Origin of the sequence: Flavobacterium sinopsychrotolerans (assembly GCF_900110375.1) — a bacterium.
GTDB classification, from domain to species: domain Bacteria; phylum Bacteroidota; class Bacteroidia; order Flavobacteriales; family Flavobacteriaceae; genus Flavobacterium; species Flavobacterium sinopsychrotolerans.
The window spans coordinates 100,954-127,771 of the sequence record NZ_FODN01000008.1; the positions used below are offsets into that span (position 1 = coordinate 100,954).

Below are 26,818 nucleotides of genomic sequence, written 5' to 3' on the forward strand. Positions count from 1 at the left end.
TTAGTTTTTAGTTTTGCAAAAATAAGAATTAATTAGCATTAGAACGGATAATTTATTCCGAAATTTAAAACTGAGTTTCCGAAATTGTATTCTCGAAACCATCTTTTGCCTATTTCGCTGGATGGATTGTAGGTTTTAAATCCGAAATCAAAACGGATTACAAAAAAACTCAAGTCGTATCGAAAGCCAAATCCAGAACCTAATGCAATCTCTTTTAAGTCACTCAAACTAGTAAAACTTGATTTTTCATCTTCAACATTATCAAGTACATTCCAGATGTTTCCTGCATCTGCAAAAAGTGCTCCTTTAAGGCTACCTAATATTTTAAATCGATATTCGGCACTAAGGGCAATTTTAAGATTGGCTTCATTGAAATCATTCGTTGCTCCGCTACTTCCGGGGCCTAAGCTATAGGGTTGCCAAGCTCTATTGTCGTTGGATCCCCCAGAAAAATAACTTCTTGAAAAAGGAATGTTGTCCGAGTTTCCAAAGGGAATTGCTATTCCAAAAAAACTTCTAATTGCAAATATTTTTTCTTTGGTTAAATCCCAATGTTTGATATAATCAAATTCTGTTTTTATGTATTCTGAATATTCTAAATTGAATATATCATAATTTCCATTTGAATTTTTATCTTGATTAGTGGTTTTTGCAAATAGAGATAAAAGTGTTCCTGCAGATTCTATTTTAGTTTTAAAAAGATAAAATCCTTTGTCAGCTAAGTCTTTTTTAGTCGTCTTTGAAAAAGTAAAACTTGTAGCTAAAATAAAATCGTTCTCAGTAAGTCTCAGTCTTCGCTCTTCAATGCTTTTTATTGTTTGAAAATTTTCGGCTGTAATTGGTTTCAAAAAGTTAGCATTACCGGATAACACGTCATTAGTAAATCCAGCGGTTCCTTTTTCAATTATTAAATCTTTATCAACGTTATTATTAAAATAGGAAGGATCCGTATTGTATTCTTTACCCAAACTATTTAAAGCCCTGTACGAAGAACTATATACATTGAAATAATTTTGTGGATTTAGGTTTCTTACAAATTGAATGTTGAACAGGTCGAATCGGGCTGTATAATATCTTTTTGGCGTCCAATTGTAAGTGAATGCACCAGTGAAATTTTCTTTGTCTAATCCAATATTTTTTTGTGTAGCGAAACCTACTGCTATTAATGTGGAAGGAATCATGCTTTTGGGAATGATTTTTTCAGTTCTAAATGGCATGAAAATACGTGGAATGTTTAATTTGAAATCAAGTCCATACTCGGAGACATTAAAAAATTGATTGTTAGGATTGGCTAAATCTTTTGAAGAGCCAATATTGGTCCGACCTGAAATTTCTAAGGTTTCAGCACCGTTAAATACATTTCGGATCGATAAAGAAGGGCTAAATGAAATTCCAATATCCTGTATGTTTGAGTGTGTTACGTCAAAAGAGGCTCCAAAACTGTATTTTTTTCTTGGAGTCAAATATACCTTTGCAATCAAGGAACTTGCGGTAGAGTCTCTTTTATCCACTTCATACTGAACCGATGGGTAATTAAAAATTTTGAGATTATTTAGATATCGAGTCGTTAAAACAGTTTTGTAATCCGCATATAACCCGCCTTTTGTGATGAAAACTGCATTTGTTATAGCCTTAGGTTTGTATTTTAATTTTTTGTGACTAAATAAATTAAAGTTATTGTATGTCGCGCTGTCTGTAAATTTTTCATTTGCCGTACTAGCGGAGTAATCCGTATAAATGTTTACATCGCTGATTCTATACATTTTAAAAGGTTCTGTTTTACTGGAATCTCTTTCTTGATATGAATAATTGTTTATGATTAAATTTACATTTGCCTTATTTATTTTTTTGATTGTATCAATATCAAAATTCACGTAATTGGGTTGGAAAAAATAAACACCATTGTTTCTGAAATGTGTGGTGATTCGATTTTTTTCGTTCTCAAAATCTTCGGTTTTGTATTGTTTTCCGGATTTAATAAAACTATTATTTTTCTCAATCGCATACAATGAGTCTAAAATTGGGGTTGAAATAGTAGTGTTTAATGAGTCTAAAAAATAAGGTTCTCCAGTTGTAATTACATAATTTATCTTGGCCTTTTTTGCTTTTAAGCTGTCTACTTTATAAGTAGCTTTTACATTAAAAAAGCCATTATTGAAATAATAGTATCTCAAGCGTAATATGGATTTATCTGTTTTTGCATTGTCGATTATGACCGGAGGTTCTCCTGTGCTTTTTAAAAAATCATGAATGCCTTTGTACCAAAAAGATTTGCCTAATCTGTCCACTTGTTTTGCCGATAACCATTTGGACATATGGTCATATTTTTTTGGATTATTTGTGAATTTTGCCTGATAGGTAGAGTCTGGATTCAGATTGGCTAAATTGTATAAATTCAATCGTAAGCGGTAGCCAAGGAGCTTGCTGTTGGGTTTTTGATACAATTGATTGAAGACATTTTCTTCGCTTGTTTTTTTGTTATTTACTAGAATTTCGTTTTTTGTAAGCAGGTGTTTGCCATCAGGAACTCTTTTTACAGCGTTACAAGCGGAAATTAGTATTGCAATTAGAATAAATGCTGTTATTTTTGTGGAAACTTTTTTCAATTGTTCTATAATATTTAATTCAAAAGTACATTATTTTATGGTTAGTAAAAACCAAATAAAGCTTATAACGAGTTTACAGCAAAAAAAATATCGAACCGCTAATAAATTATTTTTTGCCGAAGGTGTAAAAGTGATTCGCGAACTACTGGAATCTAATTTTGTGTTGGAACATTTGTATTCAACTCAAAATGATTTTGAGGAAGTTTCCAATGAAAGAAAAACAATTATTGACGATGCCGATTTAAAAAAAATAAGTGCTTTGTCGACCGCAAACTCCTGTTTGGCAGTGTTTAAAATGCCAGATGAAAAACAAATCATCCAAAAAGGTTTGATTTTAGCTCTCGATTCCATTCGTGATCCGGGAAATTTAGGGACCATATTGCGATTGTGTGATTGGTTTGGTATTAGACAGGTTTTGTGTACAAAAGAAACCGTTGATCTTTACAACCCAAAAGTGGTTCAGGCAACAATGGGTTCAATAGCTAGAGTTAATGTGAATTATGTTGATTTGAATGTGTTTGTGGCTCAAACAAACCTTCCTGTGTATGGAACTTTTATGGATGGGGTGAGTATATATAAATCTATTTTGCCAACAGAAGGAGTTATTGTTATGGGTAATGAAGCTAATGGAATTTCAATGGGACTGGAAGAGCTAATTTCAAACCGACTTACAATTCCTCGTTTTGGAGAGCTGCAAAAAACGGAGAGTTTAAATGTAGCGACTGCTACGGCTATAATTCTAAGTGAGTTTCGAAGAAATTCTTAATTTAATTTCTTTATCAAGGACAAATTTTCTCTTTTTAATGAAAAGTAAAATTTATGAATACCGCTCTCGTTTTCATAGATTCAATGTTGCCAGTCCAAGGGCTGTTTGGATCTTTGTCCCTGATTAGTTCATCATTTAATCCAAAAACACCTCTTACCGAAGGAGAAAAGATGAAATACTCTGAAAAAAGATCGATTCCAAATCCCAACTCATAATTTGTAGTCCAAGATTTTACCCTAAATCGTTGTTCTAAATTATCATCCTTAGATTTAGAATTACTGGATAAATTTAAGGTTGCTGATGCGCCTCCCAGAAGGAATGGACGAATATTTCCTGTTCTCAATGATGAAAATTTCAATAAAAGAGGGAAATTAATATATGTGCTGTTGACTTCTCTTAGCCTGTTTGATGATGTGAATGGAACATTTGTTGTGCTAAAGTAGCTTTCATCATAATTTAAATCTCTTTTAGTGTAATATAATCCAGGCTCAAAACGAAGATTTACGTATTCGTGCAGTCTTAAATCAGTAACAAGTCCTACATTAAAACCGGTAGTTTTATTGACAAGGATATCGGGTGATTCGGTTTTATAATCAATCTTAAAATCGTAAGAATTGAATCCTAAATAAAATCCAAAATGTAATTTTTGCTTTTGGAAATTTTCCAAATTAATAATTGGGTCTTTACTAAATATGTTTTTAGTAAACTGTGGATATCCTTTTGTTATTGAGGAAAGTAAAAGTAAGACAAAAATTTTTTTCATATGCATGCTGAAAATTTCCAGTATTATTTTTTTGAAGCTGAATAAATGGTAGCAACGCCAAAAGTTTGTGGTAATGCTACAACATCTATAAACCCAATTTTTCTCAAAATATTGTTTAATGCTTCGCCATAAGGAAATGCAGCTGCTGATTCAGACAAATAACCGTAAGCAACATTGTCTTTTGAGAATATTTTGCCAATGATTGGAAGTATATTTTTAGAATAAAAATTGTATCCTTGTTTATAAGGTGTTTTCTCAGGTACTGAAGTTTCTAAAATTACAAAAACGCCATTTGGCTTTAGAACTCGTAAAATTTCTGCTAATCCTTTTTCTAATGTTTCAAAATTACGGACACCAAAAGCAACTGTGATTGCATCAAAGTAGTTGTCTTCAAAAGGCATGTTTTCGGAATCTCCTAAAATCATTTCAATAATGCCAGATAAATTTTTTGCAGCGATTTTTTTTTCTCCCACATCCAGCATTCCAGCAGAAATGTCTAAACCAATAATTTTTTCAGCATTGGTTTGTGCCATCAAAATAGCTAAATCACCAGTTCCCGTAGCAATGTCCAAAATTATTTTAGGATTGGATTTGGCAACCATTTGCAATACTTTTTTACGCCATTTTATATCTATACCGAAAGAGATGACACGATTAAGATTGTCATAATTTCCTGAAATAGTGTCGAACATTTGCGCAACTTGTTCTTTTTTGCCTAAGGCAGAATCTTTATAGGGAGTTATCTTTTCTGACATTTTTTTAATTTGTACAAATATAGGACAAACTTGATGAACTAAAAATGAGTTTCAAAAATTTGAATCGAGTTTTATTTCTTTTAAAAAACAAAAAATGCTTTTATTTGAAATATCACTAAAAGTGGGTATTGCAACTCCAGTTTTTATTGTACAAATTTGTGTTCAAGAAATAACCATATTAAATGATTAAAAGAGAGTCAGTGAACCAAATCAAATGGATGTTTTTAGTGCTAATCATCTCATTTGTTCTTGTTAGCTGTTTTGAAAATACTGTTTTACAAAGCAGTATTGTAGTTAAAGCGCAACACACGTTCTTAGGATTAAATTTGTTTTTGGAAATTTTAATTTTTTTCGTCTTTAGTACCTTCGTGGTATTTGGTATTAAAGGCTTTTTTGAGATGTATTCTCAAAAAACATCAAATATTGTAATCTCCATTTCTGGAGTCTTATTAGTATTTGTAATTTTTATTTTATGTTATCAAATACTCTTTCAAGAGTAGTTCATTTCTTCTAATCATGGTTAAAAAAAAACATCCCGTAAAAAGGATGTTTTTTTGTTTTATTTTCTAGTGAAAGTCTGATAAGTATAATCGTAAAGATGTTTTTCATCCTTTTCATTGAATTCGGATAGTATTATCTTCCATTCGTTAGGATCTATTTCAGGAAAATAGGTGTCCGCTTCAAAGTCACGGTGTACTCGTGTAATTTCTATTTTATCAGTATAAGGAAGTCCTATGTTGTAAATTTCTCCACCACCTATTATAAATGAGGTTTCATCTTTGGGGCAAATTTCAAGTGCTTTTTCCATACTATCAACAATCATACATCCTTCAGCTTGATATTCTTTTTGTCTGGTGATGATGATGTGGGTTCTGTTAGGTAATGGTTTTGGGAAACTTTCAAATGTTTTTCTTCCCATTATGATATGATGCCCGGAAGTTAGTGCTTTGAATCTTTTGAAATCATTTGGCAAATGCCAGACTAATTTATTGCCTTTCCCAAGTGCATTATTTTCGGCAACAGCCGCAATCATTATTATCATAATTATTATTTGCTATTGTTTAAGTTCGTCATTAGCTACTTGTGTTTGCAATTGATCTACTTTCTTTTTTTGCAAAGCGACAAGACGGTCTATTTGTTCTCTTTCCCAATCTTTATTCATAAATCGGTCTGTGATGAAAATTTTTATAAAATGAAGAATAAATAGGAACAGCCAGATTGTAATGATCCAAAGATACCAATCAGTAACTACAGTGCTATCAAGGAAATTATGGGCAACAAATAATAACAAACTTCCTAAAACGAAAAGAACAAAATGATAATACAATCGTTTCTTTTGTTTTATTCTTCTTCTCGCATATTCATATTGTTCGTGTAATTCTTTTTCCATCAATCGTATTTTAGTTCATAAAGGTAAAATTTATTTTGTAAAGTCACTGTTTTTGACTCTGTATTATTTTGGAAGAAAACGTTTTCTGAATTTTGAATAGTAAATTTAAAAGGGTTTAAATTATTTAATTTGTCAAAAATTAACATTGTTTATCGTATTTCATTAAATCTTTACTTTGGCTATTGAAACTCCAATATGTTTCGTTTACTTTGTTTTATAAATCTATTAATGAGTTAGTTATGGCAATTAAGAAACAATTTGTAAAAACAAAACCAGTTTGTAAAGTTACTTTTTCGGTAGTGGCAAAAGAGGCAAGTCAAGCTTCTGTTGTTGGCGATTTCAACAATTGGAATGTTGCTGAAGGTGCTTTAAGCAAATTAAAAAATGGCACTTTCAAAGGGGTTTTCGATGTAAACAAAGATGCGGCCTACGAATTTAAATACGTAATTGACGGAACATTTGTCAATGAGCCGGAAGCCGATTCTTTTAAGTGGAACGAATTTGCCGGAGCAGAGAATAGTGTTCTGTATGTCTAATGAAAAATTAATCCGCTGTGAAGCGGATTTTTTATGGACTAAAAACGACTGATAAATTAATATTGATTCGATTAATCAATAAAAAACTTGTAAGACTATTATTGTTTTAAGTATATTTGGAGTAAGATTTTAACTACTTAATCTAAATTTTAATTTAATAATGAAGAACCTTACTTACTTAATTACTTTTTTAGTATTGTTTTCCTTTTCTGCTTGTGAAAAAGAAGATCAAACAAGTGCCGATAACAGTAGCACGATGCTTTATAATGATGTGATATCAAATTACCTCAAACAATTTACTGTAAACTCTAAGAAAGATCAAATTGTAAAAATCAACATACTTACAAAAGCTATTGATTACAATACGGTAAAAATATATGACTTAAAAACCACAGAAAAATTACTTATCGCTGACTTGAAATCGTTGAAAGGTTTTGAAGATTCAAACAGTAACAAAGTGATTTTCTTTCTAAATAATAATAAAATTGTTCGCTCGAATATTGTTACATTTAAAAATAAAAATTCTTTTAATCAATATAGCAGTGTAATACGCTCCATTTGGAATATGGATAAGAAGAAAGGGAACTATTCGGGGAAAGTTTCTTTCTACACTGTTTTTCAATACTTAGAGTTGTCAGATGTATTTGAAAATGGAGTACTTACTGAAAATGGAATTGCAAGAAAAAAAAACAAAAAGAATATTTTGGGTAAAACCCAAGGATGTACAGATTGGTATTGGGTGACTACGTATTCAGATGGTACTACGACAGAAGCGTTTTTGTATACTACTTGCAATGATTGCGAAGAGCAGGAATATAGAATGACAAATGCTTGCGGGGGTGGAGGCACTAGTAGCGGTAGTGCAGGTGGTATAACATATCCTGACAATCCAGTAGAAAATGAAGTATTTGAATATATAGACGAATTGGAAAGGTTTGTTAGAGAAATATATAAAAATGGAAAATGGGTAGCTGTTTTAACTAGTCTTTCTCCAGTTGCAGTTAGTAGGAATCCCGAAACTTACACTTATTTAATTATATTTTGGCCAACATTTGAACGTAAAGTTTACGGTGATGGTTTTGTTTATACTTACGATGCAGCATCAGGGAATTGGGTAGGCGTACCAGCAACTGATGAACTTATTGCACAAGCCATAGAAGATCAAATTGACGACTCACAACTTGATGAGTGTACGAAAGGAGTATTAGCTAAGCTGAAAAATTTGAACCAAAGCGATATTGCCGAAATGATTAGCCGTTTTAGTGCTCCAGGCTCTATTTTTAATATTAATATGGTGACTGGACAAGTAAGTAATCAAAATAATTTAGCTGAAACCAAGCCAGTTAGTGGGTCAAATTTTGACATTAATATGGTTTTTAACGAAAACTATATCAAGGGTGTGGGAAATCCTTCTCCTCCGACAGATTTATCCGTTGCAACTACCATGGCTCACGAGATAATTCATGCTTATTTAATAAGCCTACTTGGTGAAAATAAAGCCTGTGGTGCTTCCGGTATTTGCGATTTTCCGACCATTTATGATGCATACGTGGCTTACCAAATCACCAAAGATCCTAATGTTTCGCCCGATGCCCATCATGAGTTAATTGCTAACAATTATGTTTACTCAATAGCAGCTACTATTCAGGAGTTTCATACAGGCCAATCTGTTGATTCAGGTTTTCCCAGTCAGGTTTATCTCGATATGGCTTGGGGAGGACTTGATAGGACTTACATATTCAACAAAAACTATCCTAATGATCCCAACCATAAAAACTATAAAGACCGCGAAAGAATTTTTTCCAGAATAAATACAGAGAAAATAGGTTCGCAATATGGTATCTATTCTCCAGTAGGAACACCTTGTAAAAAATAATAGCAATGAAACTCTTAAAAAAAATCTGGATATTACTGCCTTTTTTTATATTTTCTTGTGCGAGAAGCCCATATATTAAAAATTATGAGCCTATAAATGTATTTTTAGAAACACAAAAACTAGACAAAAATAGAAAATATATCCTACAAAGCGATAAAGAAAGCAACAAGCAAGCTTTAAGGCTCTTTAACCGAGGTGAAGGGGCTGAACATATTATCGACCCAACAGATCCAATAGATTATACAAATGGTTTATTTGTAGCCAAACATTGGAATAAAATATATGCTCAATATGCACAAGATACTTTGAAAAGGTATTGGAAGAATAAAGATTTTCCCCAGTATAATTTTGTTTTAGAAAAAGGGACAGGTTTAATATTAAAACAAGATTTTCTTATTAAATATATGAACAGTAGAATTGAGGAAGTTGTAATTATTTCTGAGCCAATGTATTATATGAATAAAAAATACATTATGTTTTATTTTGATATAGTATCTTTCTTTGGTAGTACACGACCACAAGTTGTAATTATGAAAAAAGAAAAAAAGAAATGGATAGTTGTTCGAGTAATGGGAGATTATATTTATAACTAATTATTTAAATAATTTTTTAAAAGACTGCCAAATAAAATGAGCAGGCTTTTCTCACAGCTAGCGCGAGCAGAAATAAACACAAACGCTGGTGCGAGCATCTTGCTCGTACACACAAACAAAGTAAAAACACAAGAAACTACAACCCTAAAAAGTTGTAGTTTTTTATTAAATTGCATTATCTATGAGTAGGAAATATAAATTTGGAGAAAAGAACGGAGCATATTTTGTATCATTTACAACGGTCAATTGGATCGATGTTTCTACAAGAGTTGCCTATTTTGATTGTATATAGAATCGTTAGAGCATTGTAGAAAAAACAAAGGTATGGAACTTTATGGTTATTGCTTAATACCCAATCATGTTCATTTAATTTTCCGTTCTTCATTAGGAGACCCTTCTGGTCTAATGAGAGATTTTAAAGGATATACTTCAAGAAAAATGCTGAAAATTATTGAAGAAAATGCACAAGAAAGCGGAAAGGAATGGATGTTGTGGATGTTTGAAAGAGCTGGAATAAAAAATAGCAATGTAAAACACAGACAATTTTGGCAACAAAATAATATGCCAATTGAAATTTGGTCATTTAAAGTATTTGAGCAAAAACTAAATTACATACATAACAATTCCGTTGAAACAGGATTTGTAATCGATTCAATAGATTGGAAATATAGCAGTTCTAGGAACTACGGTAATAACGACCATTCTATTTTAGAAATCGTCATGAATTAGATTGCGTGTACGAGCAAGATGCTCGCACCAGCTTGGGGTAAACAAAGATGCGGCCTACGAATTTAAATATGTAATTGACGGTACGTTTGTCAATGAACCGGAAGCAGATTCTTTCAAATGGAATGAGTTTGCAGGAAACGAAAACGGTGTTTTAGTAGTCTAACTAAAATACCGTTTTTTATTGCATTATACCGCAACACTGCCTTTTATCAAGGCATGCGGTTCATAACCTTCGAGAGTGAAATCGTCATAATCGAATGCGAAGATGTCTTTTATATTAGGATTCAAAATCATTTTTGGCAATGGTTTTGGTTCACGTGACAATTGCAATTCGAGTTGTTCAAAATGATTGTTGTAGATGTGCGCGTCACCAAAAGTGTGAATAAATTCGCCGGGTTCGAAGTCGCAAACCTGTGCAATCATCATGGTAAGTAAGGCGTAAGAAGCGATATTAAAAGGAACGCCTAAGAAAATATCAGCACTACGTTGGTATAATTGACACGATAACTTACCATCAGAAACATAAAACTGAAAGAAGGCGTGACAAGGAGGCAAAGCGGCTTTATTGTCGGCTACATTTTCGTCAAATGATTTTGTGGTATCAGGAAGAACAGAAGGATTCCATGCCGAAACCAACATTCTGCGGCTGTTAGGGTTGGTTTTTAGTTCTTTAATTAGATCCGTGATTTGGTCAACTTCTTCACTATTCCAGTTGCGCCATTGGTGTCCGTAAACAGGTCCTAAATCGCCATTGGCATCAGCCCAAGCATCCCAGATTTTAACACCGTTTTCTTGAAGATATTTGATATTGGTGTCGCCTTTTAAAAACCAAAGCAATTCATAGATAATAGATTTTAAGTGCAGTTTTTTAGTTGTAACCATTGGGAAACCTTCATTCAAGTCGAAACGCATTTGGTATCCAAAGACACTTTTTGTTCCTGTTCCTGTCCGATCTCCTTTTTGACAACCGTTTTCCATCACGTGTTGCACTAAATCTAAATATTGCTTCATTTTTGGTTGGTTCGGTGATTTTTTAATTAGTTATTTGCAATCAAATTGACAAATAACCGTATTAACGATTTACGATTCTCTCTTCGAAATTTCATCTCTAATCTTAGCTGCTTTTTCATAATCTTCATGGGAAACTGCTTGATCGAGCAGTTCATTCAATTCTTGCAGACTGTGTTTAGAATAGGTTTCTCCAGATTGATTGCTCTCTTCCTCAAGACCAAAAGTGTCAGGATTTGAAAGGACATCATCTATTTCCTGAGAATCATTATTGCTTTCCAAAGGATTTGCCTTCAAATAGATTCCTGCTTTATCCAGAATGTTTTTGTAAGTAAAAATTGGAGCGTTAAAACGTAACGCCAAAGCAATTGCATCTGAAGTTCTTGCATCAATGATTTCTTCGATTTTATCCCTTTCGCAAATGATACTAGAATAAAAAACGCCATCTACCAGTTTGTGAATGATGACTTGTTTGACCACAATGTCAAAACGTTCTGCGAAATTTTTGAATAAATCATGTGTCAAAGGACGCGGTGGTTTTATTTCTTTCTCCAAGGCAATAGCAATTGACTGCGCCTCAAAAGCGCCAATTACTATAGGTAGCTTTCTTTCCCCGTCAACCTCATTTAAAATCAGGGCATATGCTCCGTTTTGGGTCTGACTATATGAAATTCCTTTTATGGATAATTTAACTAAGCTCATAGTTTTTTAAATGGGTAAGTACGTTATACTTATTTTTTAATAAATAGGGTGCGATTTTTTTACAAAAAAATGCTACTTAAAAGCAAAGATACAAATATCTTGTTTTTAAGTAGCAAATAAATCGATTTATTGCTTTATGCTTTAAGAGTTGTGTGCCTTGAAAGCTTTGAATTTTTCAATTAATTGAGGGACAATTTCAAAAGCATCGCCTACAATTCCGTAGTCAGCCACTTTGAAAAATGGTGCTTCGGGATCACTATTGATTACAACTTTTACTTTAGAAGAGTTGATTCCCGCAATGTGTTGTATTGCTCCAGAAATTCCAATCGCAATGTAAAGGTTTGTAGCAACCGGTTTTCCAGTTTGTCCTACGTGCTCTCCGTGAGGTCTCCATCCTAAATCAGAAACTGGTTTTGAACAAGCAGTTGCTGCACCAAGAACGGTTGCTAATTCTTCTACCATTCCCCAGTTTTCAGGACCTTTCAATCCACGACCAGCCGATACTACAATGTCAGCATCAGCTATGGAAACTTTTCCAGAAACTTTTTCAACTGATTCTACTTTTACACCAAAATCATTGTCTCCAATAGTTGGGTTAAAATCTTCTTCAGTTAATGTTGAAGGTGTTTCAAAAATCCCATACGAGTTTTTAGCAAGTCCAAGCACTTTTACGTCTGTTGCAATTTCAGTAATATTGAACGCTTTGTTTGAAAAAGCATTTCTTTTTACTTGAAAAGGTGACGTTGAAACCGGTAATCCAACCACATTTGATGCATAACCAGCTTCTAAAGCCACTGAAACAAGTGACGAAAGGTAAATACTGTCTGTTGTTGAAGAAAGTAAAACTAATTTTACATTTTCTTTTTGAGCCGCTTGTTTGATTACATCAGCATATGCTTTTGCAGTAAATCCTGATAATTTATCGTTGTTTACTTTTAAAACTTTATCTACTCCGTATTTTGATAATTCAGAAACATCTCCTGCGTTTACAGTTACCGCAGTTACAGTTGTTCCTAATGATTCTGCTACTTTTTTTGCGTAAGAAGCTAATTCGAATGCTACTTTTTTAAATTTTCCTTCTGCGTATTCTGCGTATATTAATATTGACATGATTTTTTGTTTAAAGTTTAAAGTTTGCTTCGCCTGTTCGAGCAAAGCTCTCGGGTCAGGTTTAAAGTTTTGCAACTGAAAACTGAGACTGAAAACTGATTACTAAATTACTTTCGCTTCGTTGTGTAATAAATTGATTAATTCATCTAAATTGTCAGCAGCAATTAATTTCACGGCTGATTTAGGAGCTGGTTTTTCAAATTTCACTGCTTTTGTATTTACAGTAGCGTCAACAGGCTCTAGAATTGTCAATGCTTTTGTTCTTGCAGTCATAATTCCTCTCATGTTTGGAATACGCAAGTCTTTTTCTTCCACTAATCCTTTTTGTCCACCAATGATTAATGGTAAAGTAGTAGCAACGGTTTCTTTTCCACCATCAATTTCACGAACAGCTTTTACGTTTGTTCCGTCAACAGTCAGGTTGGTACAAGAATTTAGGAAGTTGTATCCTAAAATCCCAGCAATCATTCCAGGAACCATTCCACCGTTATAGTCTAGAGATTCTTTTCCGGCAATGATTACATCGTAACCTCCGTTTTTAATTACTTCAGCAAGTTGTTTGGCAACGAAAAATCCATCAGTAGGAGTTGCGTTCACACGAATAGCTTCATTGGCACCTATTGCTAATGCTTTTCTTAAAGTTGGTTCTGTTTCTGGTCCTCCAACATTTACAACAGTAACCGTTGCGCCTTGTTGTTCTTGGAACCAAATAGCACGCGTTAAACCAAATTCATCATTTGGATTGATTACATATTGTACTCCATTGGTGTCAAATTCAGAATCACCATTGACAAAGTTAATTTTTGAAGTAGTATCAGGAACGTGACTGATGCAAACTAATATTTTCATAAGTATATATTTAATTATTCTTAATTTCTTTTACAAATTTAAAATATTAATTCGAATAATATACTATGCATGCATAATATTTTTTTAATACTATTTCGATTTCGTAGCCCGGATAGGAGCGGCATCCTTCCTGTGGTTTCTTTAACCACAGGAAGATACAGCGGAAAGCCGGAAATGGCTCCTGAAAAATATCACTATAAATCCTGAATTAATTTAGGTTAATTTATGCTTTTAAGTGGTTTAAAATATTTATTTTTGCTTTTCGAAAAATAGACATACAACATATAATATGAGAACGATACAATTTAGAGAGGCCATTTGCGAAGCGATGAGTGAAGAAATGCGTCACGATGAGTCCATATACTTAATGGGTGAAGAAGTTGCTGAATATAATGGTGCCTATAAAGCATCTAAAGGAATGCTTGCTGAATTTGGTGCAAAAAGAGTGATTGACACTCCTATTGCTGAGCTTGGTTTTACTGGTATTGCAGTAGGATCAGCCATGAATGGATGCAGACCGATTGTGGAATACATGACGTTCAATTTTTGTTTAGTTGGGATTGACCAAATTATAAATAATGCTGCCAAAATGCGTCAGATGACTGGTGGACAATTTAATGTGCCTATCGTTTTTCGTGGTCCAACGGCTTCGGCAGGACAATTAGGAGCGACACACTCCCAAGCATTAGAAAACTGGTTTGCGAACACTCCGGGTCTTAAAGTTGTAGTTCCCTCTACGGTTTATGATGCTAAAGGTTTGTTGAAAGCGGCTATTCGTGATAATGATCCTGTGATTTTCATGGAATCGGAACAAATGTATGGTGATAAAGGAGAAGTGCCTGAAGGGGAATATACGATTCCACTTGGGGTTGCTGATATTAAACGTGAAGGTACGGATGTAACGATCGTTTCTTTTGGAAAAATTATCAAAGAAGCGCATATTGCTGCAGACGAATTGGCCAAAGAAGGAATTTCTTGTGAAATTATCGATTTGAGAACCGTACGTCCTATGGATTATGAGACGATTTTAACATCGGTTAAAAAAACAAACCGATTGGTGGTTCTTGAGGAAGCTTGGCCTTTTGCAAGTGTTGCTTCTGAAATTACTTATATTGTTCAAGAACGCGCTTTTGATTTCTTGGATGCACCTATTCAACGTATCACAACGGCGGATACTCCAGCACCTTACTCTCCAGTTTTATTGAAAGAATGGTTGCCAAATGCAGGTGATGTAGTAAAAGCGGTTAAAAAAGTACTGTATAAAAAATAGATCAATTAGATTATTATACTTTTTAGATTGTAAAATTTTAATCTAAAAATTCTAGTAATCTAAGAAGTCTAAACTTAATAACTTCATCAATTCTTTAATTTGATGAAGTTTTTTTTTGAATGATTATGAAAAAGAATCTCTTGTTTTTCGTGCTTTTGTTGTTGGTTTCAGCAACTACTGTTTTTGCGCAAACAAAAGTGAGTGGTGTTGTGGTTGATAAACAAAATCAACCTATTCCATTTGCAAATGTGGTTTTCAAAGGTTCCAGTGAAGGAATTGTGACTAATGAAGACGGTAAGTTTTATCTGGAATCTCAAAAAACATATACTACTTTAGTAATCTCTTCGGTAGGTTTTTCTGAGAAAGAAATTATCTTGGATAAACCGGTAAATTATAATTTCAAAATCCAGCTGAATGAAGCCGAAAGCTTAAATGAGGTAGTGGTTTTTGCCGGAAAAACTTCCAAAAAGAACAATCCGGCACTAGACATTCTAAGAAAAATTTGGGAAAGAAAGCGTAAAAACGGGTTGTATCAGTTTGATCAATACCAGATGGAAAAGTATGAAAAAATAGAATTTGACATGAACTCTATTGATAGTACTTTTATGAAAAGTAAGATTTTCAAAGGGATGGAATTTATATTCGATCAAATGGATACTTCCAGAGTAACCGGGAAAACCTATTTGCCTATTTTTATAAATGAATCACTCAATGATGTTTATGGAGACAACAAATTAAAGAAAGTAAAAGAGAAAATAAAAGCCAATAAAACATCTGGTTTCAATGGGAATCAACAAATTTTATCTTTTGTAAAAGACTTGTATTCAGATTATAATATCTACAATAATTACTTGACTTTTTTTGACAAAAGTTTTACCAGTCCATTGTCTAAAACAGGGATTGATGTTTATAATTATGTCTTGAAAGACAGTGCGTATATTGACAATAAATGGTGTTATAATATTGTTTTTTATCCAAGACGTAAAAACGAATTGACTTTCAAAGGGGATTTCTGGGTAAATGATTCCACATTTGCCATCAAGAAAATCAATATGGCAGTTACCAAAAGTGCCAATATTAACTGGGTAAAAGATATTTACTTAGAGCAGGAATTTGAAGTAGTAAGTGACTCTGTTTTCTTATTGACTAAGGATTATTTAATGTCCGATTTTGCTTTGAACAAAAAAGAAAATTCCAAAGGTGTTTATGGAAAACGAACCAGTTTTTATAGAAACCATCAATTCAATAAAGAATTGCCTGTTGCTTTTTATAAAGATGAAGTCAATTATATGGATGATGAAGTCTACAATAAATCCGATGAATATTGGAATGAAAACCGTTTTGAAAACTTAAGCAAGGATGAATTGGGCGTTTATAAAATGCTGGATACGCTACAAACCGTAAATAAATTCAAACAATTATACAGCTTGGTTTCCATACTAGGAAGCGGTTATGTAGAGTTTAATAACTTCGATTATGGACCTGTTTTTTCCACATTTGGATACAATGAAGTCGAAGGTGTGCGCTTGCGAGTGGGAGGAAGAACCTATTTTGGACCCAACGATCCTTGGCGTATTCAAGTCTACACAGCGTATGGGTTTAATGACGATAAATTTAAATATGGACTTTCAGGAAAATGGATGGTCGATAAGAAAAACCGCGTTATTTTGTCCGGAGGAAATAGGCGCGACATAGAACAAATTGGCGCCAGTTTAACTACCACAAATGATGTTTTGGGCAGAAGTTTTGCTTCGTCCTCCGTATTTTCATCTGGCAGCAATGGGAAATTGACCAATATCAATTTGACCAATATGGCGATAGAAATGGAGCCTGTTAAAAATTTGATTTTCCAGGCTGGTATTTCGTACCGTACGCTGGAGTCCGCATCGCCGACTTTTAGTTTGGATTATTATACGGATATAGCTAATTCAGTTACTAAAAGTGATGTGAAACAATCTGAAGCGAATTTTCAGATCGAGTATTCTCCAAAGCGAAAAACGATTGGTTTTGGTGTTGAAAGGAGCAATGTTGACAGTCCGTTTAGCCGTTTCTTCATTAATTACAGTCACGGATTCAAAGGGCTTTTGGATAGTGATTTCAAGTATGACAAAGTACAATTGTATTACAAACAGCCTATAATTATTGGACCTTTAGGAAGAACCAATATTATTATGGAAGTGGGAAAAACTTTTGGAATCGTTCCTTTGGGATTGATGAGTGTGATTCCTGGGAATCAAACTTTTTTCACCATCGAAAACACGTTCAGCAACCTTAATTTCTATGAATTTGTGTCAGATCAATACGCCACTTTGCAATGGAATCACAATTTCAATGGCCGAATTTTTTCCAGAATTCCGTTCATGCGCAAACTCAATTGGAGAGAAATTGTATCCGTAAAAGGGGTTTATGGAACCATTTCTGATGAAAACAGAGCCATTAATGCTTCGGGTTTAATTTACAATGCACCCGAAAAAGGTTATTGGGAATACAGCGCCGGAATTGGGAATATCTTCAAAGTATTCCGCATCGATTTCGCTTGGCGAGGCAATTATCTCAACACGCCGGATACGAATCGTTTTACTGTAAAAGGATCGTTCGGGTTTAATTTCTAGGAGCTATTCCGGCTATTCGTTACAATCTTTTATCTCGTTAAAAAACGAGATAAAAGGATTTTCACTTCAAACGAAGTTCACTGAACTCCTATTAAAATAGATATTAAGTGAAGTAATCCGGGCTAAAAAACATCTTAATTATGCAAGAAGCCATCGACTACCTTTTAGAAAAAGATGCCATTTTCAAGTCAATCATTGAACAATACGGAATGCCAAGCATTCCCAAAAGACCGCAAGGTTTTGAAACTTTAGTATTGTTGATTTTAGAACAACAAGTATCCATAGATTCGGCTAAAGCCACTTTCTTAAAAATAAAAGCCAGTCAAAAAGCTATAGCACCGGAAATTCTTCTTCGCATATTGGACGAGGAATTTAGGAATCTTGGCGTAAGCCGTCAGAAAACGTCTTATATCAAAGCTTTGGCGACAGCCATATTGAACAAAGAGCTAGATTTAGAAAGTTTGCCAAACAAAACCGCTCAACAAGTGCGCGAAGAACTCATTAAAATAAAAGGAATAGGAAACTGGACCATCGATATTTACTTGATGTTTTGTCTGCAAGCCCCGGATTTATTGCCGTTAGGAGATATTGCGGTCGTAAATACCATAAAGGAATTGCTTGATATTCACGATAAAGACACCATGGAAATTCATGCTGAACAATGGAGTCCGTATCGTTCTTACGCAACCTATCTTTTGTGGCACCATTATTTAAACAAAAGAAATAGGACAGTGGTTTATTAAAGTACTCACTGTTAAAATTTAATCAAGAGATAACATGAATTTTTTATTGTAAAAAGGGATACTTTACTTATTTTTGCAACCATTAAATATAGAAAAGAAAAAACTAAAATGACTGCAGACAAATTAACAACTTTCGATGTCTTAATCGAAATACCAAGAGGAAGTAGAAATAAATACGAATATGATTTCGAAATAAAAAGAATGCGTTTTGACAGAATGTTATTTTCGTCAATGATGTATCCTGCGGATTACGGATTTATTCCGGAAACATTAGCCCTAGACGGAGATCCATTAGATGTATTGGTTTTGGTAAACGAACCAACTTTTCCTGGATGTGTAATGGAAGTAAAACCAATCGGTGTTTTTCACATGGCGGATGATAAAGGACCGGATGAAAAAGTAATTTGTGTGCCGGTTTCAGATCCAATCTGGAACTCATTAAATGATTTGTCAGACATGAATCCACACTTATTAAAAGAAATTGAGCACTTTTTCCAAGTGTACAAAGATCTTGAAAATAAGAAAGTTGATGTAGGAGGTTGGGGAGATGTAAACGAAGCGTATGAGATAATTAGAAAATGTACGGAGCGTTTTAATCAAATCGAAAACAAACCAGAAGGATTATTTAGTATTAAATAAATAACAATCCTATTTTTTATAAAAAAAGCAATATTCTGTTAAGAGTATTGCTTTTTTGTTTAAATTCGTTTTGTTACACTATTAATATTAACCAAAAACCAAACCAAAATTATGAATACAATAATGATTTATTTGCCAATAGCCATGGCATTTATTGGACTGGCATTTATGTTTACAAAACGAGCATGGGTTTTAAAACAAGATCCGGGTGACGGTAAGATGAAAGAGATTTCAGATTACATTTATGAAGGAGCCTTGGCTTTCTTAAAAGCAGAATATAGGTTATTGACTTTCTTTGTCATTGGAGCAAGTGTTGTTTTAGCCGGAATTTCATTTATTGTTCCTACAACACACATATTAATAGTGGTTGCTTTTATTTTCGGTGCTTTTTTCTCCGCTTTAGCGGGGAATATGGGAATGAAAATTGCAACAAAAACAAATGTTAGAACCACGCAGGCTGCACGTACGAGTTTGCCGCAAGCTTTAAAAGTTTCTTTTGGCGGTGGAACCGTAATGGGGTTAGGAGTTGCGGGTTTAGCCGTTTTAGGATTGACCACTTTCTTTATATTTTTCTTTCACTTTTTTATGAATGGAGTTTGGACTTCAACAGAAGACATGACCATTGTATTGGAAACATTAGCCGGATTTTCTCTTGGAGCAGAATCTATTGCTTTGTTTGCCAGAGTTGGTGGTGGAATTTACACGAAAGCTGCCGATGTAGGTGCTGATTTAGTTGGGAAAATAGAAGCAGGAATTCCTGAGGATGATCCTCGTAATCCAGCTACAATTGCGGATAATGTGGGTGATAATGTGGGTGATGTTGCCGGAATGGGAGCCGATTTATTTGGTTCTTATGTTGCAACCGTTTTAGCAGCGATGGTTCTTGGTAATTATGTTATCAAAGATATGGGCGGAAATATTCAAGATGCTTTTGGCGGAATTGGACCTATTTTATTACCAATGGCAATTGCTGGTTTTGGAATTTTATTTTCGATTATCGGTACGATGTTAGTAAAAATTACAGATGATAATGCTAAAGAAGCACAAGTTCAAAAAGCATTGAATATAGGAAACTGGGTATCAATAGGATTAACCCTTATTGCCTGTTATTTTTTAGTGCAATACATGTTGCCGGAAACAATGAAAATGGATTTCTTTGGCGAAGGCACTAAAGAGATTTCATCCATGCGCGTTTTCTATGCTACAATCGTCGGATTAGTGGTTGGGGCTGTTATCTCATCCGTTACAGAATATTACACAGGACTGGGTACAAAACCCGTTATGGCAATTGTACAAAAATCAAGTACCGGAGCAGGAACAAACGTAATTGCAGGATTAGCAACCGGAATGATTTCCACGTTTCCAACGGTATTATTATTTGCAGCGGCGATTTGGACATCTTACGCTTTTGCAGGATTTTACGGTGTGGCTTTGGCCGCCTCGGCGATGATGGCAACAACGGCGATGCAATTAGCAATCGATGCCTTCGGACCTATATCTGACAATGCCGGTGGAATTGCTGAGATGAGCGAATTACCTAAAGAAGTACGTACCAGAACCGATATTTTAGATTCTGTGGGAAATACAACTGCAGCAACAGGAAAAGGTTTTGCAATCGCTTCAGCGGCATTAACATCACTGGCTTTATTTGCTGCGTATGTAACTTTTACAGGAATTGACGGAATTAATATTTTCAAAGCTCCTGTTTTGGCAATGTTATTTGTGGGCGGGATGATACCAGTAGTTTTCTCAGCTTTGGCCATGAATTCAGTTGGAAAAGCCGCGATGGACATGGTTTATGAAGTACGTCGCCAGTTTAGAGAAATTCCAGGAATTATGGAAGGAACAGGAAAACCTGAATATGCAAAATGTGTTGATATTTCTACCAAAGCCGCTTTGCGCGAAATGATGTTGCCGGGAATTTTGACTATTGGTTTTCCAATTGCGATTGTACTACTTGGGAAATTAGTTTATGCCGATAACAACCAATTGATTGCTGAAATGCTAGGAGGTTACATGGCCGGAGTTACCGTTTCAGGTGTACTTTGGGCTGTTTTTCAAAATAATGCCGGCGGTGCTTGGGACAATGCCAAAAAATCTTTTGAAGCAGGAGTTTTAATCAATGGTGAAATGACATATAAAGGTTCTGATGCGCATAAAGCGGCCGTTACCGGAGATACTGTTGGTGATCCGTTCAAAGATACTTCTGGACCATCAATGAATATTTTGATTAAATTGACGTGTTTGATAGGTTTGGTAATTGCCCCAATTTTAGGAAACGGAAGTCATACAATTTCTGATACAGCTACGTGTTGTGTTGCTTCAGGAAAATGTACCTCAATGTCAGCGGAAGAATGCAAAGCAAAAGGCTGTACAAATAAAAGTTGTGAACATATGAATGCAGCAGCAATACCAAATCATATGATGTCTAAAGAAGTTTCTATCGAAAAAACGAATGTTGATGGAAAAGTAAAAGCGACCATTAAAACAAATATTAACGGAAAAGTTACTGTTCAGAATTTCGAAGGAACTGACGAAGAAGTTCAAACTAAGATTGATTCTTTGAAATGATTAAAAGTCTTGTAAATAATAAATGCCTCGCAATTGCGAGGCATTTATGTTTATATGTGTTTTTATATCCAGTTTCTACTCCCTCTCTGAAGGAGAGGGTTGGGGAGAGAATTCTAAAATAACCCGTTCAATTCCGCATCGATACGGTTAAAAATATTTCCTAAATCTTCTGGATTGTCAACAAAATTTATGTTGTCAACGTCAATAATCATTAGTTTTCCTTTGTCGTAGGTTTGAATCCAACCTTCATATCTTTCGTTCAAGCGACTCAAATAATCAATAGATATTGAGTTTTCGTATTCACGACCTCGTTTGTGTATTTGCCCGACTAAATTAGGGATAGAACTTCTCAAATAGATCAATAAATCAGGTGCTTTAACCGTAGATTCCATTAATTCAAAAAGAGAAGAATAATTCTGGAAATCGCGATTGGTCATCAAACCCATTGCATACAAGTTTGGAGCAAAAATATGTGCATCTTCATAAATGGTTCGGTCCTGAATGATTTTTTTACCGCTTTCACGAATTTGCATCACCTGACGAAAACGGCTGTTCAAGAAATAAATTTGTAAATTAAATGACCAACGTTCCATTTGGTGGTAAAAATCATCCAAGTATGGATTGTCAACTACATCTTCAAAATGCGGTTCCCACTTAAAATGTTTCGCTAATAATCGAGTTAAAGTTGTTTTTCCGGAACCTATATTTCCTGCTATTGCTATGTGCATTACGGTATTGTGATTTTATAATTTGTAATTCCTGCTAATGTAAAAATAGATAAAATTTGGTCCTTGTAATAGAATTTTTTAAACGTTTTTTCTGAAATTTCAATTTCAGTTTTTTTACCTTTTTCTAAATCCTCAAAAATCAAAACAGCGTCCTTAGAATAAATAAACTGGTTGTCATTAATAATTACAATGGAATCAAAATCAGGAATTATCCCTTTACTTTTTATTTTTCCAAAAATGTCACATACATACCAGTTGTTTTTATTATCAACCCAATGAAAGACATTGAAATCTGAAGAATAGTTTTTAATGCTTTCTGTAAACGGAACTGAAACGGTTTTGTATTCTTTGTTTAAATAATCAAAAAATCCTAACTGCTGATTCATACTGTTATAAACCCACAACTGATTTTGAGAAGCGATTCCAATTGCAGTAGCCACAATAGGAATTGTACTTTCTGAAAAATTGATTTTTTGGGTTTCATTCAGTTGATTGTCCAAAAGGATAACGGTATTGAAATTTTCGTAGAATAATACTATTTTAAGTGGGTTTTGTAGGTCAACTTTGGTGATTCTGCCCAAAGAAATATTCTTGTATTCTAAAGTTTCCTGTGTTCCAATTTTAGAAAAAACATTGTTTTTTAGGGTGTAATAAAAACCAAATGAATCGTATCCTAAAAACGCATCTCCATCAAAACGAATGGAGTCAATTTTAAGGGGAGTCAGTTTTTGGTTCTGACTTGATACAACTGAGAACGAGGCAATAAACAGTAATAGCACTAATTTCTTCATGAAAGCGAAATTACGATTAAACCTTATACAATTATGATTGTCTTACTGTTATTTTAACAGAATACTTGTAACAAAAATAGTATTTTTCAGTCTTATTTATCAAAATCCAATAGTATGTATAAAGTAGTTTTCACATTAGTATTAGTAGTCGCATCATTCATGGGACTTCACGCTCAGGAATTTCAAGGAATGGCAGTTTATGAATCGAAAACCAGCACCTCCGATTTTAAAACGCGAATGGAAGGCAATAAGGAGATGACTCCGGACATGCAAAAAATGATCGAAGAAAGAATGAAGAAGATGTTCGAAAAGACATTCATCCTTAATTTTGATAAATCGGCATCGATATATAAAGAAGAAGAAAAATTAGATACTCCAGGTCAAAGTGGTGGCGGAATGCGAATGATGATGTCTATGACTGGCGGTGGCGGAACGTATTATAAAAACGTAAAAGAGAAATCCTATACTGTTGATAAAGAGTTCATGGGGAAAGAGTTTCTTGTAAAAGATTCGTTGCCTAATTTGCAATGGAAAATGGAAGGTGAAACCCGTGTTATTGGTGGTTACAATTGTTTCAAAGCAACTGCGGTACGACCTGCTAGCAAAACCGATTTTAGAAATTTCAGACCAAAAAAAGAAGATGCCGCAACTGCAAAACCAGCGGATGCCACTAAAAAAACCAGTATTCTAGATGAATTGGATATGCCTAAAGAAACTATAATTACGGCTTGGTATACTCCGGAAATTCCAGTCAATCAAGGGCCTGAAAACTATTGGGGATTACCCGGTTTAATATTGGAAGTGAATGACGGTAAAACGGTTATTTTATGTTCAAAAGTGGTTCTGAATCCTAAAGTTAAAACTGAAATAAAAGCGGCAACTAAAGGAAAAGTAACGACTCAAAAAGAATTTGACGAAATCGTATTGAAAAAAATGGAAGAGTTTAGAGAGATGAACCAAGGACGTGGCGGAAATGGCGGAATGCGAATGAGAATTGGAGGATAAAAATAAGCCAGATCAGAGTTTAAAATCAATACTATAGATTTCATCCATAATTCCTAAATGAAAAATACAATACTAATTACCCTGTTTCTTATTACCTCATTTTCCTTTGCTCAATCCGTTAAATTAGAAGGTCTCATAACCGATTCAAAAACAGTTGGACTTGAAATGGCCAACGTAATGGCAGTAAATAAAGCCACAAAAGCAATGGATTCTTACGCCATAACAAATGATAAAGGAAAGTTTCTTCTTAATCTAAAACCAAATACTGCGTATAGCTTAAAAATCAGTTATTTGGGAATGCAAAATAAAGAGCTGGAGATAACTACCACCTCAGAAAACAGCATTAAAAACATAGCCCTTGAAGAAGGCGGAATCGAATTGGATGGTGTCGAAATTGTTCGTGAAATGCCGGTCTCGATAAAAGGAGATACCATTGTTTATAATGCAGATTCTTTCAAATCTGGAACAGAACGAAAACTGGAAGACTTACTGAAAAAACTGCCCGGAGTTGAGGTAAACGCTGATGGAGAAATTGAAGTCGAAGGAAAAAAAGTTTCTAAATTAATGGTGGAAGGTAAAGATTTCTTTGATGGCGATACCAAATTGGGCGTCAAAAATATTCCAGCAGATGCCATTGATAAAATCCAAGTGTTGCGCAACTACAGCGAAATTGGCGCACTAAAAGGAGTGGAGAACAATCAGGATAATGTTGCGATGAATATCAAACTAAAATCAGGAAAGAAAAATTTCTGGTTTGGAGATATGACAGCAGGAATTGGAGTAGCACACGAGGAAAGTCGCTATTTGATCAACCCAAAATTGTTTTATTACAGTCCAAAATACAGCATCAATTTAATCACGAATTTTAATAATATTGGGGAATTGCCATTAACAGTTCAGGATTATTTTAAATTCACGGGCGGTTTTAGAGGCATGATGCAAAATGGTGGTTCCAGTTTTAATGTGTCTTCCAATGATTTGGGAATTTCACTTTTAAGAAATAACCGAGCCAAGGAGATTGAGACTAAATTTGGAGCTACAAATTTTTCCTACAATGTAAATAAAGCGTGGACTTTAAGCGGTTTTGGGATTTTGTCTTCCTCATTAACAGATTTAGAAACAAAATCACAAACGAATATTTTACAGCCTAATTCTTCTGAAATTCTTTCTACAGAGAATCGTCAGGAAACGGCGAATCAAAAAAGTAATTTGGGATTATTCAAATTGAGTTCCAGTTATAAACCCAATGCGAGGTTTCAATTTGATTACGATGTTTTGACTAAATTATCCAAGCAAGACGAGAATAATTCATTGTTAAGAGAATCAATTGTAGGTAATAATGTAGCACTTGAAAACATCAATACGATAAAAAATCAAGACCCGATTTCAGTGAATCAAAACTTGAGTTTGTATTATACGCAAAGCGATAAAAATATTTTTGCTTTTGAAATGCAACATTTGTACCAAGAGGAAGATCCTTTTTATAATGCTAATTTACAATCGCAACCTTTTAGTTTGGCTGGATATGTGGTTGGACAAAACAGAAATGACATTAATCAAAGTCGTTTTGTAAAAACAAATAAGATTGATGCTAAATTGGATTATTATTACATGATTACCCCAAAAAGCAACATTAATGTTACGTTAGGAAATACGTATTCCCATCAAAATTTCAACTCCAGTATTTTTCAGATTTTGGATAACGAAACAGTCAATAATTTAGATGATGTTGCGAATACAAATGATGTGAATTACAATTTCAACGATACATTTTTGGGATTGCATTATAAGATTTTGAGTGGCAAATTTACTTTTACACCAGGAGTGAGTTTGCATAGTTACAATATGACAAATGAGCAATTAGGAACCAGTAACAGTCAAAATTTCTTCAGAGCATTACCTGATTTTTTAGCGATTTATCAAATCAAGAAAGCGGAAACATTAACCTATAATTTTTCGTATACCAATAATTTTACTGATGTCAATCAACTTGCTGAAGGATTTGTTTTCTCTAATTACAACAGTTTGACTAAAGGAAACCGACTTTTGGAAAACGCTACCGCACAAGTGCATTCCTTGCGTTACTTTAAATACAACATGTTTAATTTTGAAAATATTACCGCTTATATTAATTATTCCAGAAGAGTCGATGCGATAAAAACCAGAGCCGTATTCAACGGTGTAAATCAAACATCATCTCCTTTCAATTCTGATTTTGCCGATGAAACCTTGTCAGGAAATGGTTCGTATGGACGTTCTTTCTTGAAGAATTACAAAGCCTCTTTAGGAGTTTCTCTTAATTGGTCTAAATTCAATAACATCCAGAATAATGTGTTGTCAACAAACGAGAGTTTTACCCAAAACTATACCTTGAAAGCGTCAACAAATTATAAGAACATGCCTAATTTAGAGTTGGGATATAATATTGTAACCAACGATTATAATAATACTACTTTTTACACAGAAAAACCTTTTGCGAGACTGGATTATTTCTTTTTAAAGAGTTTCTCTTTCGTTGCTGAATATGAGTTTTATCATTATTATAACAACACTAAAACGGTTAATAATGAATATGATTTCTTGAGTGCCAGTTTGATTTATCAAAAGAAAGGCAGCAAGTTAGAATATAAAGTAAGTGGAACGAATTTGTTGAATACAACCTCATTGAATGATGATAATTTCAGTCAGTTTGCCACCAGAACTTCACAATATACAGTGCAACCGCGTTATGTAATTTTCTCTTTAAAGTATAATTTGTAAGAGCTAATCCTGCTAT

23 protein-coding genes and 1 pseudogene are annotated in these 26,818 nt (G+C 34.0%); 13 read left to right on the forward strand and 11 right to left on the reverse strand.

All coding sequences use genetic code 11. The features are described from left to right. Nucleotides 1-38: 38 nt before the first annotated feature. Nucleotides 39-2,606, reverse strand: coding sequence for a translocation and assembly module lipoprotein TamL (tamL, locus tag BMX64_RS13525; protein ID WP_091173148.1), 2,568 nt, complete (start codon nt 2,604-2,606; stop codon nt 39-41). Between the two features lie 37 nt (nt 2,607-2,643). Here tamL and BMX64_RS13530 point away from each other — a divergent pair, with 37 nt between their 5' ends. Beyond that, on the forward strand, nt 2,644-3,372 hold the full coding sequence (locus tag BMX64_RS13530) for a TrmH family RNA methyltransferase (RefSeq protein WP_091173416.1): 729 nt from the start codon (nt 2,644-2,646) through the stop codon (nt 3,370-3,372). Nucleotides 3,373-3,406: 34 nt separating this feature from the next. Here the strand turns inward: BMX64_RS13530 and porT are convergent, their stop codons facing one another. The 4 genes from porT to BMX64_RS13555 all read right to left on the reverse strand — a co-directional run bounded on the left by porT (nt 3,407) and on the right by BMX64_RS13555 (nt 6,280). Next, nucleotides 3,407-4,135, reverse strand: coding sequence for a type IX secretion/gliding motility protein PorT/SprT (gene porT / locus BMX64_RS13535; protein WP_091173420.1), 729 nt, complete (start codon nt 4,133-4,135; stop codon nt 3,407-3,409). Between the two features lie 23 nt (nt 4,136-4,158). Next, nucleotides 4,159-4,890, reverse strand: a complete 732-nt coding sequence (gene ubiE / locus BMX64_RS13540) for a bifunctional demethylmenaquinone methyltransferase/2-methoxy-6-polyprenyl-1,4-benzoquinol methylase UbiE (protein ID WP_091173151.1) — start codon at nt 4,888-4,890, stop codon at nt 4,159-4,161. A gap of 559 nt (nt 4,891-5,449) precedes the next feature. Continuing rightward, nucleotides 5,450-5,932: a dihydrofolate reductase gene (locus tag BMX64_RS13550; RefSeq protein ID WP_091173155.1), complete on the reverse strand. Its 483-nt coding sequence runs from the start codon at nt 5,930-5,932 to the stop codon at nt 5,450-5,452. A gap of 12 nt (nt 5,933-5,944) precedes the next feature. Then, complete coding sequence (locus BMX64_RS13555) at nt 5,945-6,280, reverse strand: 2TM domain-containing protein (protein ID WP_091173158.1); 336 nt, start codon at nt 6,278-6,280, stop codon at nt 5,945-5,947. Between the two features lie 239 nt (nt 6,281-6,519). On the opposite strand from BMX64_RS13555, the gene BMX64_RS13560 reads away from it, so the two are divergent. The 5 genes and pseudogenes from BMX64_RS13560 (at nt 6,520) to BMX64_RS13585 (ending at nt 10,177) form a co-directional block, all read left to right on the forward strand. Continuing rightward, nucleotides 6,520-6,816, forward strand: coding sequence for an isoamylase early set domain-containing protein (locus tag BMX64_RS13560; RefSeq protein ID WP_091173162.1), 297 nt, complete (start codon nt 6,520-6,522; stop codon nt 6,814-6,816). 160 nt (nt 6,817-6,976) lie between these two features. Further along, nucleotides 6,977-8,692, forward strand: a complete 1,716-nt coding sequence (locus BMX64_RS13565; RefSeq protein ID WP_091173165.1) for a hypothetical protein — start codon at nt 6,977-6,979, stop codon at nt 8,690-8,692. A 5-nt stretch (nt 8,693-8,697) separates the two neighbouring features. Then, nucleotides 8,698-9,285: a hypothetical protein gene (locus BMX64_RS13570; protein ID WP_091173170.1), complete on the forward strand. Its 588-nt coding sequence runs from the start codon at nt 8,698-8,700 to the stop codon at nt 9,283-9,285. Between the two features lie 181 nt (nt 9,286-9,466). Next, nucleotides 9,467-10,014, forward strand: a pseudogene (locus tag BMX64_RS13580) (REP-associated tyrosine transposase). A 1-nt stretch (nt 10,015) separates the two neighbouring features. Then, entirely contained in the window at nt 10,016-10,177 is a 162-nt protein-coding gene (locus tag BMX64_RS13585) for an early set domain-containing protein (RefSeq protein ID WP_244273304.1), read from the forward strand. Between the two features lie 23 nt (nt 10,178-10,200). Here BMX64_RS13585 and BMX64_RS13590 read toward each other — a convergent pair whose 3' ends face one another. From BMX64_RS13590 to BMX64_RS13605, 4 genes are all read right to left on the reverse strand, one after another. After that, entirely contained in the window at nt 10,201-11,025 is an 825-nt protein-coding gene (locus BMX64_RS13590; RefSeq protein ID WP_091173177.1) for a thymidylate synthase, read from the reverse strand. 69 nt (nt 11,026-11,094) lie between these two features. Further along, nucleotides 11,095-11,724 carry a bifunctional nuclease family protein gene (locus BMX64_RS13595; protein WP_091173180.1) on the reverse strand — a complete coding sequence of 210 codons (630 nt, stop codon included), beginning with the start codon at nt 11,722-11,724 and terminating at the stop codon, nt 11,095-11,097. A 141-nt stretch (nt 11,725-11,865) separates the two neighbouring features. Continuing rightward, nucleotides 11,866-12,834: an electron transfer flavoprotein subunit alpha/FixB family protein gene (locus BMX64_RS13600; protein ID WP_091173429.1), complete on the reverse strand. Its 969-nt coding sequence runs from the start codon at nt 12,832-12,834 to the stop codon at nt 11,866-11,868. A 102-nt stretch (nt 12,835-12,936) separates the two neighbouring features. Beyond that, nucleotides 12,937-13,683 (reverse strand): electron transfer flavoprotein subunit beta/FixA family protein, encoded by a 747-nt coding sequence (locus BMX64_RS13605; RefSeq protein WP_091173183.1) that lies wholly within the window; start codon nt 13,681-13,683, stop codon nt 12,937-12,939. A gap of 289 nt (nt 13,684-13,972) precedes the next feature. Between BMX64_RS13605 and BMX64_RS13610 the strand changes: the two genes are divergently transcribed. The 5 genes from BMX64_RS13610 to BMX64_RS13630 all read left to right on the forward strand — a co-directional run bounded on the left by BMX64_RS13610 (nt 13,973) and on the right by BMX64_RS13630 (nt 21,518). After that, nucleotides 13,973-14,953 carry a pyruvate dehydrogenase complex E1 component subunit beta gene (locus tag BMX64_RS13610; RefSeq protein WP_091173186.1) on the forward strand — a complete coding sequence of 327 codons (981 nt, stop codon included), beginning with the start codon at nt 13,973-13,975 and terminating at the stop codon, nt 14,951-14,953. 125 nt (nt 14,954-15,078) lie between these two features. Beyond that, on the forward strand, nt 15,079-17,565 hold the full coding sequence (locus tag BMX64_RS13615) for a DUF5686 and carboxypeptidase-like regulatory domain-containing protein (protein ID WP_091173433.1): 2,487 nt from the start codon (nt 15,079-15,081) through the stop codon (nt 17,563-17,565). 140 nt (nt 17,566-17,705) lie between these two features. Further along, nucleotides 17,706-18,308: a DNA-3-methyladenine glycosylase family protein gene (locus tag BMX64_RS13620; protein ID WP_091173188.1), complete on the forward strand. Its 603-nt coding sequence runs from the start codon at nt 17,706-17,708 to the stop codon at nt 18,306-18,308. A gap of 108 nt (nt 18,309-18,416) precedes the next feature. Next, the gene (locus BMX64_RS13625; protein WP_091173192.1) at nt 18,417-18,947 is read left to right on the forward strand and encodes an inorganic diphosphatase; all 531 of its coding nucleotides are present in this window, start codon (nt 18,417-18,419) and stop codon (nt 18,945-18,947) included. A gap of 111 nt (nt 18,948-19,058) precedes the next feature. After that, on the forward strand, nt 19,059-21,518 hold the full coding sequence (locus BMX64_RS13630; protein WP_091173195.1) for a sodium-translocating pyrophosphatase: 2,460 nt from the start codon (nt 19,059-19,061) through the stop codon (nt 21,516-21,518). Nucleotides 21,519-21,631: 113 nt separating this feature from the next. On the opposite strand, the gene BMX64_RS13635 is transcribed toward BMX64_RS13630, so the two are convergent. Further along, nucleotides 21,632-22,246: a deoxynucleoside kinase gene (locus tag BMX64_RS13635; protein WP_091173198.1), complete on the reverse strand. Its 615-nt coding sequence runs from the start codon at nt 22,244-22,246 to the stop codon at nt 21,632-21,634. Continuing rightward, the gene (locus BMX64_RS13640) at nt 22,246-23,037 is read right to left on the reverse strand and encodes a hypothetical protein (protein WP_091173201.1); all 792 of its coding nucleotides are present in this window, start codon (nt 23,035-23,037) and stop codon (nt 22,246-22,248) included. Before BMX64_RS13640 ends, BMX64_RS13635 begins: the two co-directional genes overlap by 1 nt. 114 nt (nt 23,038-23,151) lie before the next feature. Here BMX64_RS13640 and BMX64_RS13645 point away from each other — a divergent pair, with 114 nt between their 5' ends. Further along, nucleotides 23,152-24,042, forward strand: a complete 891-nt coding sequence (locus BMX64_RS13645) for a GLPGLI family protein (RefSeq protein ID WP_091173205.1) — start codon at nt 23,152-23,154, stop codon at nt 24,040-24,042. A gap of 57 nt (nt 24,043-24,099) precedes the next feature. After that, nucleotides 24,100-26,802 (forward strand): carboxypeptidase-like regulatory domain-containing protein, encoded by a 2,703-nt coding sequence (locus BMX64_RS13650; RefSeq protein WP_091173209.1) that lies wholly within the window; start codon nt 24,100-24,102, stop codon nt 26,800-26,802. The last annotated feature ends 16 nt before the right edge of the window (nt 26,803-26,818 follow it).

Bases quoted from the DNA above. Each gene is read 5' to 3' on its own strand.
- BMX64_RS13620 (WP_091173188.1), top strand. From the start codon at position 17,706: ATGCAAGAAGCCATCGACTACCTTTTAGAAAAAGATGCCATTTTCAAG.
- BMX64_RS13635 (WP_091173198.1), bottom strand. From the start codon at position 22,246: ATGCACATAGCAATAGCAGGAAATATAGGTTCCGGAAAAACAACTTTA.
- BMX64_RS13570 (WP_091173170.1), top strand. From the start codon at position 8,698: ATGAAACTCTTAAAAAAAATCTGGATATTACTGCCTTTTTTTATATTT.
- BMX64_RS13555 (WP_091173158.1), bottom strand. From the start codon at position 6,280: ATGGAAAAAGAATTACACGAACAATATGAATATGCGAGAAGAAGAATA.
- BMX64_RS13650 (WP_091173209.1), top strand. From the start codon at position 24,100: ATGAAAAATACAATACTAATTACCCTGTTTCTTATTACCTCATTTTCC.
- BMX64_RS13605 (WP_091173183.1), bottom strand. From the start codon at position 13,683: ATGAAAATATTAGTTTGCATCAGTCACGTTCCTGATACTACTTCAAAA.
- BMX64_RS13600 (WP_091173429.1), bottom strand. From the start codon at position 12,834: ATGTCAATATTAATATACGCAGAATACGCAGAAGGAAAATTTAAAAAA.
- BMX64_RS13565 (WP_091173165.1), top strand. From the start codon at position 6,977: ATGAAGAACCTTACTTACTTAATTACTTTTTTAGTATTGTTTTCCTTT.
- BMX64_RS13550 (WP_091173155.1), bottom strand. From the start codon at position 5,932: ATGATAATAATGATTGCGGCTGTTGCCGAAAATAATGCACTTGGGAAA.
- BMX64_RS13610 (WP_091173186.1), top strand. From the start codon at position 13,973: ATGAGAACGATACAATTTAGAGAGGCCATTTGCGAAGCGATGAGTGAA.
- BMX64_RS13630 (WP_091173195.1), top strand. From the start codon at position 19,059: ATGAATACAATAATGATTTATTTGCCAATAGCCATGGCATTTATTGGA.
- BMX64_RS13590 (WP_091173177.1), bottom strand. From the start codon at position 11,025: ATGAAGCAATATTTAGATTTAGTGCAACACGTGATGGAAAACGGTTGT.
- BMX64_RS13595 (WP_091173180.1), bottom strand. From the start codon at position 11,724: ATGAGCTTAGTTAAATTATCCATAAAAGGAATTTCATATAGTCAGACC.
- ubiE (WP_091173151.1), bottom strand. From the start codon at position 4,890: ATGTCAGAAAAGATAACTCCCTATAAAGATTCTGCCTTAGGCAAAAAA.
- BMX64_RS13560 (WP_091173162.1), top strand. From the start codon at position 6,520: ATGGCAATTAAGAAACAATTTGTAAAAACAAAACCAGTTTGTAAAGTT.
- BMX64_RS13530 (WP_091173416.1), top strand. From the start codon at position 2,644: ATGGTTAGTAAAAACCAAATAAAGCTTATAACGAGTTTACAGCAAAAA.
- BMX64_RS13640 (WP_091173201.1), bottom strand. From the start codon at position 23,037: ATGAAGAAATTAGTGCTATTACTGTTTATTGCCTCGTTCTCAGTTGTA.
- BMX64_RS13625 (WP_091173192.1), top strand. From the start codon at position 18,417: ATGACTGCAGACAAATTAACAACTTTCGATGTCTTAATCGAAATACCA.
- BMX64_RS13645 (WP_091173205.1), top strand. From the start codon at position 23,152: ATGTATAAAGTAGTTTTCACATTAGTATTAGTAGTCGCATCATTCATG.
- porT (WP_091173420.1), bottom strand. From the start codon at position 4,135: ATGAAAAAAATTTTTGTCTTACTTTTACTTTCCTCAATAACAAAAGGA.
- BMX64_RS13615 (WP_091173433.1), top strand. From the start codon at position 15,079: ATGAAAAAGAATCTCTTGTTTTTCGTGCTTTTGTTGTTGGTTTCAGCA.